16 protein-coding genes and 1 riboswitch are annotated in these 16,161 nt (G+C 61.4%); of the genes, 1 reads left to right on the top strand and 15 read right to left on the bottom strand.

Annotated elements, in window-relative coordinates; translation table 11 throughout:
- Positions 1 to 155: 155 nt before the first annotated feature.
- From SM765_RS16345 to miaB, 14 genes are all read right to left on the bottom strand, one after another.
- Positions 156 to 335: a hypothetical protein gene (locus tag SM765_RS16345; RefSeq protein WP_274835345.1), complete on the bottom strand. Its 180-nt coding sequence runs from the start codon at positions 333 to 335 to the stop codon at positions 156 to 158.
- A gap of 139 nt (positions 336 to 474) precedes the next feature.
- Positions 475 to 2,154, bottom strand: coding sequence for a 30S ribosomal protein S1 (rpsA, locus tag SM765_RS16340; protein WP_065272332.1), 1,680 nt, complete (start codon positions 2,152 to 2,154; stop codon positions 475 to 477).
- Positions 2,155 to 2,460: 306 nt separating this feature from the next.
- Positions 2,461 to 3,075, bottom strand: coding sequence for a (d)CMP kinase (gene cmk / locus SM765_RS16335; protein ID WP_274835346.1), 615 nt, complete (start codon positions 3,073 to 3,075; stop codon positions 2,461 to 2,463).
- Between the two features lie 21 nt (positions 3,076 to 3,096).
- Positions 3,097 to 4,443, bottom strand: a complete 1,347-nt coding sequence (gene aroA / locus SM765_RS16330; protein ID WP_368981630.1) for a 3-phosphoshikimate 1-carboxyvinyltransferase — start codon at positions 4,441 to 4,443, stop codon at positions 3,097 to 3,099.
- Positions 4,444 to 4,558: 115 nt separating this feature from the next.
- Positions 4,559 to 5,323: a tRNA (guanine(46)-N(7))-methyltransferase TrmB gene (gene trmB / locus SM765_RS16325; protein WP_274838034.1), complete on the bottom strand. Its 765-nt coding sequence runs from the start codon at positions 5,321 to 5,323 to the stop codon at positions 4,559 to 4,561.
- 131 nt (positions 5,324 to 5,454) lie between these two features.
- Positions 5,455 to 6,126: a COG3904 family protein gene (locus SM765_RS16320; protein WP_274838000.1), complete on the bottom strand. Its 672-nt coding sequence runs from the start codon at positions 6,124 to 6,126 to the stop codon at positions 5,455 to 5,457.
- A 160-nt stretch (positions 6,127 to 6,286) separates the two neighbouring features.
- Entirely contained in the window at positions 6,287 to 7,468 is a 1,182-nt protein-coding gene (metK, locus tag SM765_RS16315) for a methionine adenosyltransferase (protein WP_065272328.1), read from the bottom strand.
- A 6-nt stretch (positions 7,469 to 7,474) separates the two neighbouring features.
- Positions 7,475 to 7,524: riboswitch (SAM-SAH riboswitch) on the bottom strand.
- A gap of 63 nt (positions 7,525 to 7,587) precedes the next feature.
- Positions 7,588 to 9,096, bottom strand: coding sequence for an apolipoprotein N-acyltransferase (gene lnt, locus SM765_RS16310; RefSeq protein WP_274837999.1), 1,509 nt, complete (start codon positions 9,094 to 9,096; stop codon positions 7,588 to 7,590).
- A complete protein-coding gene (locus SM765_RS16305) occupies positions 9,093 to 9,992 on the bottom strand; it encodes a hemolysin family protein (RefSeq protein ID WP_274835351.1) in 900 nt (299 codons plus the stop codon). The genes lnt and SM765_RS16305 overlap by 4 nt, the downstream gene beginning before the upstream one ends.
- Before the next feature lie 23 nt (positions 9,993 to 10,015).
- Positions 10,016 to 10,528 (bottom strand): rRNA maturation RNase YbeY, encoded by a 513-nt coding sequence (ybeY, locus tag SM765_RS16300; RefSeq protein WP_274830556.1) that lies wholly within the window; start codon positions 10,526 to 10,528, stop codon positions 10,016 to 10,018.
- A gap of 60 nt (positions 10,529 to 10,588) precedes the next feature.
- Complete coding sequence (locus tag SM765_RS16295; RefSeq protein WP_065272324.1) at positions 10,589 to 11,602, bottom strand: PhoH family protein; 1,014 nt, start codon at positions 11,600 to 11,602, stop codon at positions 10,589 to 10,591.
- Between the two features lie 190 nt (positions 11,603 to 11,792).
- A complete protein-coding gene (locus SM765_RS16290) occupies positions 11,793 to 12,098 on the bottom strand; it encodes a hypothetical protein (RefSeq protein WP_065272323.1) in 306 nt (101 codons plus the stop codon).
- A gap of 13 nt (positions 12,099 to 12,111) precedes the next feature.
- On the bottom strand, positions 12,112 to 12,696 hold the full coding sequence (locus tag SM765_RS16285; protein WP_370571264.1) for an OmpA family protein: 585 nt from the start codon (positions 12,694 to 12,696) through the stop codon (positions 12,112 to 12,114).
- A 265-nt stretch (positions 12,697 to 12,961) separates the two neighbouring features.
- A complete protein-coding gene (gene miaB / locus SM765_RS16280; protein ID WP_065273685.1) occupies positions 12,962 to 14,287 on the bottom strand; it encodes a tRNA (N6-isopentenyl adenosine(37)-C2)-methylthiotransferase MiaB in 1,326 nt (441 codons plus the stop codon).
- Positions 14,288 to 14,415: 128 nt separating this feature from the next.
- On the opposite strand from miaB, the gene SM765_RS16275 reads away from it, so the two are divergent.
- Positions 14,416 to 15,285, top strand: coding sequence for a glycosyltransferase family protein (locus SM765_RS16275; protein ID WP_065273686.1), 870 nt, complete (start codon positions 14,416 to 14,418; stop codon positions 15,283 to 15,285).
- A 45-nt stretch (positions 15,286 to 15,330) separates the two neighbouring features.
- Here the strand turns inward: SM765_RS16275 and SM765_RS16270 are convergent, their stop codons facing one another.
- Positions 15,331 to 16,128 carry a phytanoyl-CoA dioxygenase family protein gene (locus tag SM765_RS16270; protein ID WP_274831542.1) on the bottom strand — a complete coding sequence of 266 codons (798 nt, stop codon included), beginning with the start codon at positions 16,126 to 16,128 and terminating at the stop codon, positions 15,331 to 15,333.
- Positions 16,129 to 16,161: the final 33 nt, after the last annotated feature.

Raw genomic sequence — 16,161 nt, 5'->3', positions numbered from 1 at the left:
TTTGTAAAACCAGCCATTTGCTGCCCATAGGGCAGTTTGCCGCCTCCCGGGCCCGGTTTCGCGCCGCCGACGGCCTGCGGCCGGACCTGATTCGCCGCCCGCCCAGACCTGGGGTTCAGAGACATCAAAATTAGCAAGGAAATCTCATAATGAGATCAAATTCTCTGATCGACAGGCCCCTTGGGTTCCAGTCGCAACATCACGGTTTCCAGTGATCCTGCGGTAGAAAATAGTTCAAGGTCTCCACTCCAGCGCTTGGCAGCGATGACGGCGTCGCGCAAAGCACTGTCTTTGCCAGTCATCTGGATCTTACGCCCAATTCCAGCGGCAAGCATCCGTCGGCCGCCTCTTTCAGCTTGTAGCGAGATTGCTGCGTCTTCTCCCGAGGCTGTCACCTTCCATGCCCCAGAACACAGAAAAGCCCCGCAAATTGCGGGGCTTTCCAGATTGTCAGAACAGAGAAATCTCTGAAGATCAGTCGCCGGTCTTCAGCGCTGCGCCCAGGATGTCGCCCAGCGATGCGCCGGAATCCGAGGAGCCATACTGTTCCACTGCTTCTTTCTCTTCCGCGATCTCGCGTGCCTTGATCGACAGACCCAGACGGCGGGTCTTGCTGTCAACGTTGGTCACGCGGACGTCGATCTTGTCACCAACCGAGAAACGCTCGGGGCGCTGATCGGCACGGTCACGCGACAAGTCGGAGCGGCGGATGAAGGACTTCATGCCTTCGTATTCCACTTCGATGCCGCCGTCTTCGATGGCGGTCACTTCGACGGTCACGATCGAGCCACGCTTCACGCCGCCCACGGCTTCGGCGAACTTGTCGCCGCCCAGGGCTTTGATCGACAGGGAGATACGCTCTTTTTCAACGTCCACTTCGGAGACAACGGCCGAAACCATGTCGCCTTTGCGGTAGTTCTGGATCGCATCTTCGCCACGCTCGTCCCAGCTGAGGTCGGAGAGGTGAACCATGCCGTCGATGTCGCCTTCGAGGCCGATGAACAGACCGAATTCGGTGATGTTCTTGACTTCGCCTTCGACTTCGGTGCCCTCGGGGTGGGTCTCAGCAAAGACTTCCCACGGGTTGCGCATGGTCTGCTTGAGGCCCAGGGACACGCGACGCTTGGCGCCGTCGATTTCCAGAACCATGACGTCGACTTCCTGCGAGGTCGAAACGATCTTGCCGGGGTGCACGTTCTTCTTGGTCCAGGACATCTCGGAGACGTGGACCAGACCTTCGACACCGGGCTCCAGCTCAACAAATGCACCGTAATCGGTGATGTTGGTGACGCGACCCTTGTGCACCGAACCCAGCGGGAACTTGGCGCCAACCAGATCCCACGGATCTTCCTGCAGCTGCTTCATGCCGAGGGAGATACGGTGGGTCTCTTTGTTGATCTTGATGACCTGAACCTTGACGGTTTCGCCGATCGACAGGATCTCGGAGGGGTGGTTCACACGGCGCCATGCCATGTCGGTGACGTGCAGCAGGCCGTCAACGCCGCCGAGGTCAACAAACGCACCGTATTCGGTGATGTTCTTGACCACGCCGTCAACCGCATCGCCTTCGGACAGTTTGCCGATGACTTCTGCACGCTGTTCGGCACGCGATTCTTCCAGGATGGCGCGACGGGAGACAACGATGTTGCCACGGCGACGGTCCATTTTCAGGATCTGGAAGGGCTGCTTCAGACCCATCAGCGGGCCAGCGTCGCGCACGGGGCGCACGTCAACTTGCGAACCGGGCAGGAAGGCCACGGCGCCGCCGAGATCGACAGTGAAGCCGCCTTTGACGCGACCGAAGATCGCGCCTTCGACGCGGGCATCGTCTGCGTATGCTTTTTCCAGGCGATCCCATGCTTCTTCGCGGCGCGCCATCTCGCGGGAGATGACAGCTTCGCCACGGGCGTTTTCAGCCGAGCGCAGGAAGACTTCCACTTCATCGCCAACGGCGATTTCGGGAGTTTCACCAGGATTTGCGAATTCTTTCAGATCAACGCGGCCTTCCATTTTGTAGCCGACGTCGATGATGGCCTGGCCCGCTTCGATTGCGATGACCTTGCCTTTAACAACGGACCCCTCATCGGGTGTGTCCATTTCGAAGCTTTCGTTCAGGAGGGCTTCGAATTCCTCCATCGATGTGTTCTGAGCCATGTGGTCTCGGATTTCCTTTACATATCTTATTTAGCTGGCCATGCGGTTGTCTCCGCCGGTCTGAATGGGTTGGTCGGTCTGAGATCACGCATCTGAACCGTCTGGAGCAAACAAACACAAAGGGCCGGAGGTTGCCCCGACCCTGCTCAGACTGTCCGTGGTGCGTTTTCGCATCTCTTTCGACAGGGGCCGTATAAGCAGATTCCCCCTTGCTGGCAAGGGGAAATGGACTCGGCATCCCTGTCAGGACAAGGGAACGGCCCGGCTATTGGCGGTGGAAACAGCCGCCGCCTCCCCCGTTTCCGGTCAGCCTTGCCGGTCCTTGATCGCCGCAATGGCCGCCGCGATAGCGGCTTCGATGCTCAGATCGCTGGTGTCGATCACCACCGCATCATCCGCAGGCTTCAGCGGCGCCTCGCTGCGGTTCATGTCGCGTTCGTCCCGGGCCTTCACATCAGCCAGAACGGTGTCGTAATCGCTGTCCGATCCGTTTTCGCTCAGCTCCAGGAACCGGCGGCGGGCGCGGACCTCGGCGCTGGCGGTGACAAAGAGTTTCGCCTCGGCATCCGGGCAGATCACCGTTCCGATGTCGCGCCCGTCCAGCACCGCGCCCCCGGCCCGGCGGGCAAAGCTGCGCTGGAAATCCACCAGGGCCTGACGGACCTCGGCGATCACTGCCACTTTCGATGCGGCCTGGGCCACCTCGGCCGTGCGCAGCCCCTCGGCCTCCAGATCCGCAGCCACAAGGGACCGCGCGGCCTCAAGCGGTTTTTCACCACCCAGCACCCGCGCCCCGACAGCGCGGTACAACAGGCCGGTGTCCAGATGAGCAAAGCCGAAATGCGCGGCGACCGCTTTGGAAATCGTGCCTTTGCCCGCTGCTGCCGGACCGTCGATGGCGATGGTGAAACGGGTGGTCATGCTACAAAGCGCTCCGAAATCTCAGGCGTGGGTGAACTTGGCGCCAAGCGCCGTCATCAGCGGCTCGAAAATCGGGAAGGAGGTCGCAATCGGGCCGCCATCATCAACGGAGACCGGATTTTGTGCCGCCATGCCCATCACCATGAACGACATGGCGATCCGGTGATCAAGGAAGCTTTCGCAGGTGCCGCCGCCCGGCACGCCTTCAGGGCCAAGGCCGGTCACGGCCCACCAATCATCCCCTTCACGTACGGCAACGCCATTTGCCCGCAACCCCCGCGCCATGGCGTCGATCCGGTCGCTTTCCTTGACGCGCAGCTCTTTGACGCCCGCCATCATGGTCTCGCCCCGCGCAAAGGAGGCAACGACGGAGAGCACCGGGTATTCATCGATCATCGAGGCCGCGCGTTCAGGCGGCACCTCGCCCCCCTGCATGGAGGGGGAGTAGCGCGCCCGCAGATCGGCGACCGGCTCACCGCCCTCGACCCGCTCGTTTTCATATGTAAGGTCCGCGCCCATTTCCCGCAGGGTGGTGAACAGTCCCGCGCGGGTCGGGTTGAGGCCAATACCCGGCACCAGCACATCCGATCCGGGCGTGATCAGCGCCGCGCAGACCGGGAAAGCCGCCGAGGACGGATCGCGCGGCACCGCAATCACCTGCGGTTTCAGCTCGGGCCGACCAGTGAGGGTGATGACGCGACCTTCTTCCGTCTCTTCGGTGGTAATCTCGGCGCCGAACCCTTCGAGCATCCGCTCGGTATGGTCGCGGGTGGCTTCCTTCTCGATCACCACGGTCTGCCCCGGCGCGTTGAGCCCTGCCAGCAGAACAGCCGATTTCACCTGCGCCGAGGGCACCGGCACCACATAGCGCACCGGCACCGGATCCGCCGCCCCGACGATGGTCATCGGCAGCCGCCCGCCAGAGCGGCCCACCGCCTGCGCGCCGAACAGGGCCAGCGGATCGGTAACCCGCGCCATCGGGCGTTTGTTGAGGCTGGCATCGCCGGTGAAGGTCACGGAAATCGGCGAGGTCGCCATAGTGCCCATGATCAGCCGCACGCCGGTGCCGGAATTGCCACAGTCGATCACATTGTCCGGCTCGGCAAAACCGCCGACACCGACACCAAAGACCGACCACTTTCCGCCGCCATGGTTGATGACCTCGGCCCCGAAGGCCTGCATCGCCTTGGCCGTGTCCAGAACGTCCTCGCCTTCCAAAAGTCCCGAAATCCGGGTTTCGCCCACGGCCATGGCGCCAAGGATCAGGGACCGGTGCGAAATCGACTTGTCGCCCGGCACCTTGGCCACGCCTGCCAGCGGGTCGGCACGGTGAGAGATCATCGGGGTAGGCGTACCGTGTCCGGACATGAAGGCTTCCTTTGTCAGAGTGTCGCGAATGCTTTTGTTTCCGCTATCGGTAACGAATTGCCGTGATCCGGTCCAGCGCCGATCAGCGCAAGATCACGCCCATATCACCCCGATATCAGCCAAGGCGGCGGAAGGTCAGGTAATGCGGCGTGCGCCCCTCTCGCAGGGCCTTTTGCTCGTATCGGGTGGAAATCCAGTCGTCCCAGGGTTCGCGCCAGTCGGCAGGGCGCTCGGCCAGCCACTCAAAGCCCGCTCTTGGCACTTCTTCCAGGGTCTGGCGGACGTAATCAGGAATATCCGTCGCCACCCGGAAAATCGCGCCGGGTTTCAGGCAGCGGGCCAGCGGCTCCAAATGTTCCGCAGTCACAAAGCGGCGGCGGTGATGGCGTTTCTTCGGCCAGGGATCGGGATAGAGCAGGAAGGCGCGCGAAATCGACGCTTCGGGCAGCACATCCATCAGATCGCGCGCATCGCCGGGATGCACTGCGATATTATCCGCATTTGCCTTGCGGATCTTGCCCAGTAGCATGGCCACCCCGTTGATAAAGGGTTCGGCACCGATGATGCCGACTCCTGGGTTGTTCTGGGCCTGATGTACCAGATGTTCGCCGCCACCAAAGCCGACCTCGAGCCAGACATCGCGACCGCCAAACAGCGCCTGCAGATCCAGCGGATTGCGCTCCGGGTTTTCATCCCAGCCCACCGCCCCGGGCGACAACGCCCCGAGGTCCTCGTCCAGATAACGTCGCTGGCTGTCCTTCAGGGTCTTGCCGCTGAAACGGCCATAGAAATTGCGCCAGGGCGCGCCGCTGGCGTGTTTGTCGGCCGCATCGGTCCGCGCCGGGTGGCTGGCAGAGCTGGTTTTCTTGTCATCAGACATCGGACGGGCCTTTTCATTGCCGGTGTTTCCACGCCCGAATTTGCGTTTCGCCATTAACAGGCGCAGGCGGGCGAATGCTGGGCGTCCATCTGCCGCAAGCCGCCCTGCGGGTCAAGAGAGCTGTCCCGGTGCTACTGATCCTGCGGCGCCTGTTCCCGCAACACTCCGGCCGCAACCAGACGTAACCGCGACGGGTACCATTCGGCATTGGGGCGCACCCGCATGGTTTCAATCGCAAAGGCCGGATCGACCCCGCGCGATACCAGATAGGTCAGCTGTTCGTAGATTTCCTCCTGAGTGTCCTGATAGATCCAGGAGCCGAATTCAAAAGGGGTGGCCCAATCTTCGTCATCGCGCCATTCCCGGTAATAGCTTTGCACCGCTTCCGGCGCCCAACTGCGCTGATGAAACCCGATCTTGGACCCCAGCATCATGCGCCGCCGCTGCCCGGCCAGGAAGATATCGACACAGGCGCTGACGCATTCGCCATCGACCGAAGTATTCAGCCCATGGTCCATGACGATCCATGCGATTTCGGCCCCGGCATAGACACTGCCGCCACCACTGTTCAGCCGGATCTCGGTGACCTGCGGGTTGTCTGCCAGGATGCTGCGAAAAGCGTCGATGTCCTCGGGGGTGATCTCGGACGCCGCGCCGGTGATGTCGGTTTCAGTGTCAAACACCAAGGCCTCGCCGTCGATGCGAAATTTCTGCGGAAGTGGCTCCCTGGCCAGCAGGGGTAACGGCAATGCCAGCATCACAAGGCAAAGCAGCGAGAATATAGGCAGGGATGAACGGTTCATATGGACATGGCTTCCTTTGCGCGAAGGGCATTCCCCGCCGGAGAAGACTAGTTCGGCCCCGGCGCGTAGCTCAAGCCCTGCGCCCTACACCAGTCGCGGATCAAAAAAAGGGGCAGGCCCCGTGGCCCGCCCCCGTTTTGCAATACACGGCCTGACCGGATCAGACGGCCTTTTTCAGCGCCTCGACCAGATCAGTGCGTTCCCAGCTGAAGCCGCCATCGGCATCGGGTTCGCGGCCAAAGTGACCATAGGCTGCGGTGCGCTGATAGATCGGCTTGTTGAGGCCCAGATGCGAGCGGATGCCGCGCGGGCTGAGATCCATCACCTGACCAATGGCTTTTTCAATCGCCTCAGGCGCGACGTCGCCGGTGCCGTGGGTGTCGGCATAAATCGACAACGGCTGGGACACGCCAATCGCATAAGACAGCTGGATGGTGCATTTGTCGGCCATGCCAGCGGCAACGACGTTCTTGGCCAGATAGCGCGCGGCATAAGCCGCCGAACGGTCAACCTTGGTCGGATCCTTGCCCGAGAAGGCGCCGCCGCCATGCGGGGCCGCACCGCCATAGGTGTCGACGATGATCTTGCGGCCGGTGAGGCCAGCATCGCCATCGGGGCCGCCGATCACGAACTTGCCGGTCGGGTTTACGTGCCAGATGGTTTCTGCGGTCAGCCAGCCCTCGGGCAGGGTCTCGCGGATATAAGGTTCCACGATCTGGCGGATATCGTCGGATGTCAGCGACTCGTCCAGATGCTGGGTCGACAGCACCAGCGAGTTGACGCCCACCGGCTTGCCGTTCTCATAGTTGATGGACAGCTGCGATTTCGCATCGGGACCCAGCGCCGGTTCGGTGCCGTTCTTGCGCACTTCGGCAAGGCGGCGCAGAATCGCGTGGCTGAACTGGATCGGCGCGGGCATCAGCGCGTCGGTTTCATTGGTGGCAAAGCCGAACATGATGCCTTGGTCGCCAGCACCTTCGTCCTTGTTCTCGGCCGAATCGACACCCTGCGCGATATGGGCGGACTGTTCATGCAGCAGGTTGGTGATTTCCACGGTCTCGTGGTGGAACTTGTCCTGCTCGTAGCCGATGTCCTTGATGCAGGCGCGGGCGATCTCGTCGATCTTGCCCATGTAATCGTGCAGTTTGTCCTGGTCGGACAGACCCACCTCGCCCCCGATCACAACGCGATTGGTTGTGGCAAAGGTCTCTGCCGCGACACGCGCTTCTGGCTCTTCCGCCAGAAAGGCGTCCAGAACGGCATCGGAAATCCGGTCACAGACCTTATCCGGGTGGCCCTCGGAAACGGATTCCGAAGTGAAAATATAGTGCTTGCGGGTCATGAAAAGTGCTCCATTTGGTTTCGCCTCGCCACGCCAGGAAGCCGTTGTGGGAGGAACCGAAACTACCTACGTGGGAAGACGGTTGTCGTCAATGCTTTTACCGGCCAGAGGTTGAGCAGCTATGAACGCGCCTGCATATTTCCGCCGCGGCGCAGCGCCGCACCTGCCAGCCCCAGCAGCAGGATCAGCACCGGCCAGTCCCCGGTTCCGCTGTAAGGGGTCGCGGGAAGCGCCGCGGGCAGGATCACATCCACATAGCCAGCCTCCCCCAAGGGCAGCGACGGGCCAAGGCGCCCATAGGGGTCAATCACGCCGGAAATACCGGTATTGGCGGCGCGCAGCATCGGCAGCCCCTGCTCTGCGGCCCGCATCCGCGCCTGCACCAGATGCTGATAGGGCCCCGAACGAGTGCCGAACCAGGCATCATTGGTGATCTGCACCAGCATGTCCGGGCGATCGGGGACGGCGTTCACATCCTGCGGGAAGACCGCCTCGTAACAGATCAGCGGCAGTGCATTGCCGATGGGCAGATCCATCAGCCGCGCGCCGGGTCCCGCTGCATAGCCCGCCCCGGCCTGAGAGGCCAAACCATGGAATCCGAACCGCGCCATCAGATCGCCAAAAGGCACGTATTCCCCGAAGGGCACCAGATGTGCCTTGTCATAGATCTGCCCGGCAGAACCATCGGCGCTGATCAGAGCAGCCGAATTGAAATAGGCGCCGCCTTCTTCGCGCTGGATCCCCAGCAAGAGCGGCACGCCTGGCGCCTGCTCAAGGATCGCCTCCAGCGTATCCTCGGCATAGTTCAACAATTGCGGCACCGCGGTTTCCGGCCAGATGATCATATCAGGGCGCGTGCCTTGGGCGTTAAAGCCCATGGCGCGGCGCACGAAATCCCACCGCAGATCTGGGTGCCATTTCTGGTGCTGCGGCGCATTGGGCTGCACCAAGCGCACCTTATGCTCGGTCAGCGCAACCTCTGGCAAAGACGGCAGCAGCGCCACAAGGGCAACAAGCACACCGCCGGGCAGGACCGCACGTGCGGGGCTAGAGCGCAGCAGCGCCAGCGGCAGAAAGGCGGCAAGCGTCAGCACCGCCAGCCCCTGCGGACCAATCCACGGCAGCAGCTGCGCTGCGGGCGTATCAATCCAGAACTGTCCGAAAGCGGCCCAGGGAAACCCCGTCAGAAGATAGGCGCGGGCAAATTCTGCAAGGCTCCAGAAGGCAATCAGCAGGGCGACCCGCGCTGCCCCCCTGCTCCACCGCACGGCCCCGGCAAAGGCGGCACCCCAGAACAGCGCCAGACCACCGGCCAGAAACACAAGGGCAAAGGGCGCCATCCAGGCGTGCCGCTGCGCATCCACCTGAAAGGGTTCAACGATCCACGACAGGCCAAAAGCGAAATACCCAAGCCCAAAAGCCCAGCCCAACATGGCGCCAGACCAGGACGTCTGCGCCCGCAGGGCAAAGGCGCCAATCACCGCCAGTGCAATTGGCACGGTCCAGAGCATGTGATTGGGGGCCAGCGCCAGCGACATGAGCGCGCCAAAGCCAAAGGCCAGCGCAAGGACCGGCAAATGGGGTGCTAGCCGCCCCAACCTGCTGCGCAGAACGGAAACCTTCGTCATTCCGCGGCGTGGGGCACCAGTACCCGCAGCCGTTTGATCCGACGGGGATCGGCATCCATGATTTCGAACTCAGGCCCGTCCGGGTGCACGATCACCTCACCGCGGGCGGGCACCCGGCCCGACAGCATGAAGACCAGTCCACCCAGCGTGTCGATCTCTTCTTCGTCGACATCGTCGTGATTGGTCAGCGACTGGCCGATCTCGGCCTCAAATTCATCCAGTGGCGTGCGGGCTTGGGCGATATAGCAGCCGGATTTTTCCCGGAACCAGGTCTGATCCTCGCCGGTGTCGTGTTCGTCCTCGATCTCACCGATGACCTGCTCAATGAGGTCTTCGATGGTCACCAGACCGTCAACACCGCCATATTCGTCGATCACCAGCGCCATGTGCCGACGTTCGGCCTGCATCTTGGCCAGAAGCACCCCGATGGGCATAGACGGTGGCACGAATAGCAGCGGGCGCAGCATCTCGCGCAGATTGAACGGCTCCGCCCCGCAGTTGAACCCATGGGTCAGGGCAAAATCCTTGAGGTGAGCAAAGCCAAGCGGCGTGTCCAGCGTGCCCTCGTAAACCGGGACACGGGTAAAGCCGCTGTCGCGGAAGACCTGCACCAGATCGTCGCTTTCGATTGTCACGGGGACGGCCACGATCTCGGCCGAGGGGATAGCAACATCTTCAACCCGCATCCGGCGCAGATTGATCATGCCATGTGGCTGAACCTCGGAGACAGCGTCTTGGTGCTCTTCCTGTTCCTCCGTCGCGGCAGAGGCCGACAAGGAGCCGAAAATACGCCCCAACAGTCCGGTCTTTTCCGCGTGTTCCGTGGCCTCGATGGCCTCACTCTTCATATGCAGCGCGCCATGCGCTGCGTTAGAACTGCCTTCTATGTCGCCCATTTATCCTATCCAATATGCCCCGTTCAGGGGCTTCCATTTACCGTATATGGGTTATCGATACCCAGTTTGCCAAGTATCTCGACCTCCAGCCCTTCCATAAGTGTGGCGTCGGGGTCGCGAATGTGATCGTAACCCAAAAGATGCAACACTCCGTGAACAAGCAGATGACAGAGGTGATCTGCCAGCGGTTTTCCCGCTTCCTCGGCCTCACGGGCGCAGGTTTCATAGGCAATGGCAATGTCACCCAGCGGGATTTCGCCCGTAAAATCAGCCTCTGGCGGCAGAGGGTCCCCGCCCGGCTCCTCGGCAGAGAGTTCCTCGGCTGGCCAGCTGAGCACATTGGTCGGGGTCGGCTTTTCACGGAATTCTGCGTTCAGATCCGCGATGCGCGCATCGTCGCAGGCCAGCAGGGAAATCTCGCACTCCTCGGCCTCCAGATCAAAATGCGCAAGCGCAGCGCCGATGGACCGCTCCGCCAGCGCCTCAAGCGCAACCGCATCCCAGCGGCTGTCTTCGGTGGAAATCTCTAATGTCATCTGTCGCTTTCACATATCCGCTGGGGTCCGACATCACGGACCCGGCGCAGGGCGCCGGGATCAGATTGCCGGAACATCCGCGTCATAGGCTTCGATGATCGCCGCCACCAGTGGGTGACGCACCACATCGCGGGCGGTGAAATAGTTGAAGCTGATCTTGGGAATGCTGCTCAGCAACCGCTCCGCATCCGCCAGACCCGAGGGCACGCCGCGCGGCAGGTCCACCTGGCTGCGGTCGCCGGTGATCACCATGCGCGAACCTTCGCCAAGGCGGGTCAGGAACATCTTCATCTGCATGGTCGTGGCGTTCTGTGCCTCGTCCAGCACCACAAAGGCATTCGAAAGCGTGCGCCCCCGCATAAAGGCCAGCGGCGCGATCTCGATCGTCTTCTCTTCCTTCAGCTTGGCCAGTTGCTTGCCGGGCAGGAAGTCATTCAGCGCGTCATAAAGCGGCTGCATATAGGGATCGACCTTTTCCTCCTGGGTGCCAGGTAAGAAGCCGAGCCGTTCGCCCGCCTCAACAGCAGGACGGCAGAGGATGATCTTGTCCACCTGTCCAGTGATGAACATGCTGACCCCGACCGCGACAGCCAGATAGGTCTTGCCGGTGCCGGCCGGGCCGATGCCGAATGCCAGCTCGTGTTCATATAAGGCCTGCACATAGGCCTTCTGCGCGTCGGTGCGCGGCTCCACCAGCTTCTTGCGGGTCTTGATTTCGACCTTGCCGCCACTGAACATTTCCAACTGGCCGCCCGGATCGGTCTGATCCGACGGCCCCATGCGCAGTTCGCGGTCCACATCGGCGCTTTCGACGCTGCGGCCTGTTTCCAGCCGGTCATAGAGCGCAGTCAGAACCGCTGCGGCCTGTTCGCGGCTTGCTTCCTCGCCCATCACCGACAGAAGATTGCCGCGGCGCAAGATCTGCACGCCCAGCTTCTGTTCGATATCGGCGATATTGCGGTCGTATTCCCCACAGAGGTCGATCAGCAGGCGATTGTCAGGAAATTCCAGCAGCACTTCATGTGCGGTGTCGGGATGGGGGTGGGACGACGACGGCGGGGCGCTGGTGACCAATCTCTATTCCTCTGGCTTGCGGTTTCCTTCAATGTGCCTCTGCCGCGCGCCCGGTGCAAGCGCAGCCCGGCAAAATTCACACGGTTGAAACAAAAATGGGCTGACACAATACGGACGGGGTCAGAACGGCAAAAGAAAACAGCCGCCCAGAGACGGGCGGCTGCGTTGTTCTCAAAACCGTTCGATGCGCTTACAGCGGGTCGCCATAGGTGGAACCGGACTTGAACGGGCCGGTTGCGACATTGCGCGGCAATTCGCTGTTGCAGACGGGCTTGCCATCCGGCGTACGGCGCAGGTCGGCATAGCCTTCGACACCGTCATCGATGATCCAGTGTTCACAGCCCTGCGGATCGACCCAGATACCGGCAGTCAGCTGCGAAAGATCGCCACTTTTGCCGTCAAAAATGTTCTGGTCGCGAGTCTTGTCGGTGACATCGGTACACGCAGCAACCGAAAGCGCAAGGCACAGAGCAGCGGCCCCTTTGAGAATGGTCATGCTGTAATCCCCCTTAGCGCACACAATAGATTTCGACGCGACGGTTCTGCGCCATATTGGCCGCGCTGGTATTGGGAACGCGCGGATCACGTTCGCCGTAGGCGCGGATATCACCAACCCGCGCACCGGCAGATCGTGCGACCTGAGCCACCGCATTGGCCCGGCGTTGCGACAGGCCGATATTGTATTCATCCGAGGCGCGGCTGTCGGTGTGACCGGCAATCACGAAATACCGTGTGCTCGGTTTTGTCTTCTGGAAGAATTCCGTCAGGCGCTTGCGGCCTGCCGCGTTGATGAAATGCTTGTCCGTGGCAAAGAACTGATCCGTCGGCATCATACCGCACAGCAGACCGGGACGACACACAGGTTTGCCGTCCGGTGTGACATGCGGTGTCATGTAACCTTCGGCGCCATCGTCCATTACCCAATGTTCGCAGCCATCCGGATCAACCCAGATGGTCGGTACATAGCGTTCCCCGACAACAGTGCGTGTCTGCGTATCCTGCGCCTGAACAGACGCCCCTGCCAGACTGAATGCGACCGTGGCAGCGGCCAGCAAAGCGCCTGCTTTTCTCAACTTGAAATTCAGCACAACCAGATATCCTTCACCTAAGTCCCCCCGGGAGCATGCCACCACGAGCGTTAAGCCTCACGGTAACAGCATCAATCCATGTATAAACAATAAACTACACAACTTTTCAGCCTATTGCCCCTTGGCGGAGCCTATTTTTTCCCAAAACTATGCGGATTTCCCCAACACTCAAACAAATTTCTTAAAACTGTCCACAAAATGGATGCAATAAAGACTCACCCCGCGCCAAAGGAGCGAGGTGATCAAAGGCTGCAAAGGCCCGAGGAAATGGTCAGCCGATCAGTTCACCGGCCAGCGAATTTGCCCCCGAGGACACGATGCGCACCCGCGCCAGATCGCCGATGGCGCGGTCGCAATCGGCCACATGCACCGCGTGCAGATAGTCGGATTTGCCCACCATCTGCCCGGGCAGACGGCCCGCCTTTTCGAACAACACGCCAACTTCGCGCCCGACCATGCTGTCCTGCACCTCGCGCTGCTGGCGGGTCAGCAGGGCCTGCAGCCGCTGCAGGCGTTCATCCGCCACTGCGGCCTCTACCTGCGCGCGCTCGGCCGCCGGGGTGCCCGGACGGGTCGAGTATTTGAAGGAATAGGCAGTGCCGTATTTCACTTCCTCGATCAGGTCGAGCGTGGCCTGGAAGTCCTCTTCGGTCTCTTCCGGGAAGCCGACGATGAAATCGCCCGAGATCAGGATATCCGGCCGCGCGGCGCGAATGCGTTCGATCAGGCGGATATAGCTTTCGGCGGTATGGCTGCGGTTCATTCGTTTCAGGATCCGGTCCGATCCGGCCTGCACGGGCAAGTGCAGATAGGGCATCAGCTTTTTGCAGGTGCCATGCGCCTCGATCAGGTCGTCCATCATGTCGTTGGGGTGCGAGGTGGTAAAGCGGATCCGCTCCAGCCCGTCGATCTTGTCCAGTTCCCAGATCAGCTGCGCCAGGGTCCAGTCCGCGCCATTCGGCCCCTCGCCGTGGTAAGCGTTGACGTTCTGCCCCAGCAGCGTGATCTCGCGCACGCCGCGCTCCACCAGTTCCTGCGCCTCACCGATGATGCGGGATACGGGGCGGGAGACTTCGGCACCACGGGTATAGGGCACCACACAGAAGGCACAGAACTTGTCGCAGCCTTCCTGCACCGTCAGGAATGCCGTCGGGCCACGCTTGGCCTTGGGGCGGTTCTTGAGCTTTTCGAATTTGTCCTCTTCGGGGAAATCGGTGTCGAGCACCTTCTCCCCCGCGCGCGCCTTGCTCTCCATCTCTGGCAGGCGGTGATAGCTTTGCGGTCCGACCACCAGATCGACCAGCGGCTGACGGCGCATGATCTCTTCGCCCTCGGCCTGCGCAACGCAGCCTGCAACGCCGATCTTCAGATCCGGCTTCTCTGCCTTCAGACCCTTGAACCGGCCCAGCTCGGAATAGACCTTCTCGGCGGCCTTTTCCCTGATATGGCAGGTGTTCAGCAGGATCATGTCGGCATCATCCGCCGATTTCGTCTCGACATAGCCCTGCCCGCCCAGCGCCTCGGCCATGCGTTCGCTGTCATAGACATTCATCTGACAGCCGTAGGTCTTGATAAACAGCTTCTTGGGGGCGCTCATGGGTTCGTTGCCTTCCAGCCGGACATAGGGATCAGCGGCCTGCCATACTGGGAAATGACGCCGCTTGCAATGCAGGCGCACTTACCCGATTTTGGGAGCAAATGCCAGAAAGGCAGGAGCAGACCGCCGTGATGTATTCTTCCCTCGACGATTTTCTTGAGCAGCAGTCGGCGCTGCTGATCAAGGGGCCCGTCGCGCTGATCTTTTTCGAAGATGACGTGGAAATCGGCACCACCCTGCGCCACCACCTGCAAAGCGGCTTTGCCGAGGTGATCGCCCTGATCCCCGATGCCTTTGACCTGCCGGGGGATGTGAAAAACCGGGTGCACCGGGTGCCGTTTGACTGCAGCGTGCCCGAAACCGTCTTTGCCGCAATCAACAAGGTGATCCGCACCGCAAGCCCCGGATGCTGGCTCTACTACTGCTACAACGCGGAATACCTGTTCTTCCCGTTTTGCGAAACGCGGACTGTCGCGGAAATGCTGACCTTTCACACAGAGGAAAAGCGCGCGGCGATGCTGACCTATGTGATCGACCTCTATGCAGGTGATCTTGAGGCTCACCCCAACGCCGTGTCGCTGGCCAATGCCTATCTGGATAAATCGGGATACTATGCGCAGTCCCGTTACATTGGTGCCAAAAGCAGCCCCGAGGAACGGCAGCTCGACTTTTTCGGCGGTGTGCGCTGGCGCCACGAGGAACACATCCCGCAGGCCAGCCGCAAGATCGACCGGATTTCTCTGTTCCGGGCCAGACCCGACCTGGAGTTGCAGCCGAACCACACCTTCAATATCGACGAATACAACACCTATTCCTGCCCCTGGCATCACAACCTGACGGCAGCCATCTGCTCCTTCCGCACCGCCAAGGCGCTGAAACGCAATCCCGGCTCTTCGTTCGATATCCATAGCTTCCGCTGGCACAATTCCACCCCGTTCGAATGGCATTCGCGCCAGTTGCTGGATCTGGGGTTGATGGAGCCGGGGCAGTGGTTCTGAGGCCGGTTTCCCCGGCACCCCCTGCCCCGCCTTCATAGCAGCCGCTTACCGCTGCAACAGCACCGGGAACCAATCCTCGCGCAGGTGCTGGCCCGGCTGCATGTCATGGCCCGGAAACGGCGGTGAGGTCGGGCCGGGGCGTTCGACATAACGTGCATCGTCGCCCACCAGCCGCAGGGAAAAGGCACGGCGGCGCTGATCTGCGGTATTACCGCGCGCACCATGGAGCGTGCGATAGTTGAAGGCCACGGCGTCGCCCGGCTCCATCTCCCACTCCATGACCCGCATGCCTTCGGCATCGGGATCGGGCACCGGCATGTACTGGCCCTCGTCGGCAAAGAACCCCTCTTCCGAGACCCAGCGGGTGGGCAGCACTTCCTTTTCCCAGGCATGCGATCCGGCAACGCAGCGCAGCGATGCCTCCCGCACGGGATCAAGCGGCGACCAGAAACTGATCGTCTGCTGGCCCTCGACAAAGTAATAGGGGCCATCCTGATGCCAGGGCGTCGCCATCGAGGTGCCCGGCTCCTTGACCAGCACGTGATCGTGGAACATCTGCACCCGGTCAGAGCGCATCAGATCGGCGGCAACCTCGGCCACTGGCGAGGCCTTGATCGCTTCGTCAAACTCGGAAATCCGTGTCCAGTTGCAGTAGTCGTCAAAGAAACGCCCGGTCTGGCCCTTCTTTTCGTTGTTGGAGGCATAGGGGCCCGGCTCTGCCATATTGGCCTCTACCCCCTTGCGCAGCAGATCGACCTGATCCTTGAACAGGCCCTTGATCATCACCACCCCGTCGCGCTGGTAGGCTTCGACCTGCTCTTCGGTGATCAGCGGATGCACCATCTTTCGTCTCCCTTATTGGACGTCTTGCTGCTG

Origin of the sequence: Pseudophaeobacter sp. 1A09344, assembly GCF_041008745.1 — a bacterium.
Classification (GTDB): domain Bacteria; phylum Pseudomonadota; class Alphaproteobacteria; order Rhodobacterales; family Rhodobacteraceae; genus Phycobacter; species Phycobacter gallaeciensis_A.
The sequence above is the reverse complement of the archived record's forward strand: the minus strand, read 5'-3'. Positions and strand labels throughout refer to the sequence as shown.

Coding starts and splice junctions, on each gene's coding strand:
- SM765_RS16345 (WP_274835345.1), bottom strand. CDS start 335: ATGCTTGCCGCTGGAATTGGGCGTAAGATCCAGATGACTGGCAAAGAC.
- rpsA (WP_065272332.1), bottom strand. CDS start 2,154: ATGGCTCAGAACACATCGATGGAGGAATTCGAAGCCCTCCTGAACGAA.
- cmk (WP_274835346.1), bottom strand. CDS start 3,075: ATGACCACCCGTTTCACCATCGCCATCGACGGTCCGGCAGCAGCGGGC.
- aroA (WP_368981630.1), bottom strand. CDS start 4,443: ATGTCCGGACACGGTACGCCTACCCCGATGATCTCTCACCGTGCCGAC.
- trmB (WP_274838034.1), bottom strand. CDS start 5,323: ATGTCTGATGACAAGAAAACCAGCTCTGCCAGCCACCCGGCGCGGACC.
- SM765_RS16320 (WP_274838000.1), bottom strand. CDS start 6,126: ATGAACCGTTCATCCCTGCCTATATTCTCGCTGCTTTGCCTTGTGATG.
- metK (WP_065272328.1), bottom strand. CDS start 7,468: ATGACCCGCAAGCACTATATTTTCACTTCGGAATCCGTTTCCGAGGGC.
- lnt (WP_274837999.1), bottom strand. CDS start 9,096: ATGACGAAGGTTTCCGTTCTGCGCAGCAGGTTGGGGCGGCTAGCACCC.
- SM765_RS16305 (WP_274835351.1), bottom strand. CDS start 9,992: ATGGGCGACATAGAAGGCAGTTCTAACGCAGCGCATGGCGCGCTGCAT.
- ybeY (WP_274830556.1), bottom strand. CDS start 10,528: ATGACATTAGAGATTTCCACCGAAGACAGCCGCTGGGATGCGGTTGCG.
- SM765_RS16290 (WP_065272323.1), bottom strand. CDS start 12,098: ATGACCATTCTCAAAGGGGCCGCTGCTCTGTGCCTTGCGCTTTCGGTT.
- miaB (WP_065273685.1), bottom strand. CDS start 14,287: ATGAGCGCCCCCAAGAAGCTGTTTATCAAGACCTACGGCTGTCAGATG.
- SM765_RS16270 (WP_274831542.1), bottom strand. CDS start 16,128: ATGGTGCATCCGCTGATCACCGAAGAGCAGGTCGAAGCCTACCAGCGC.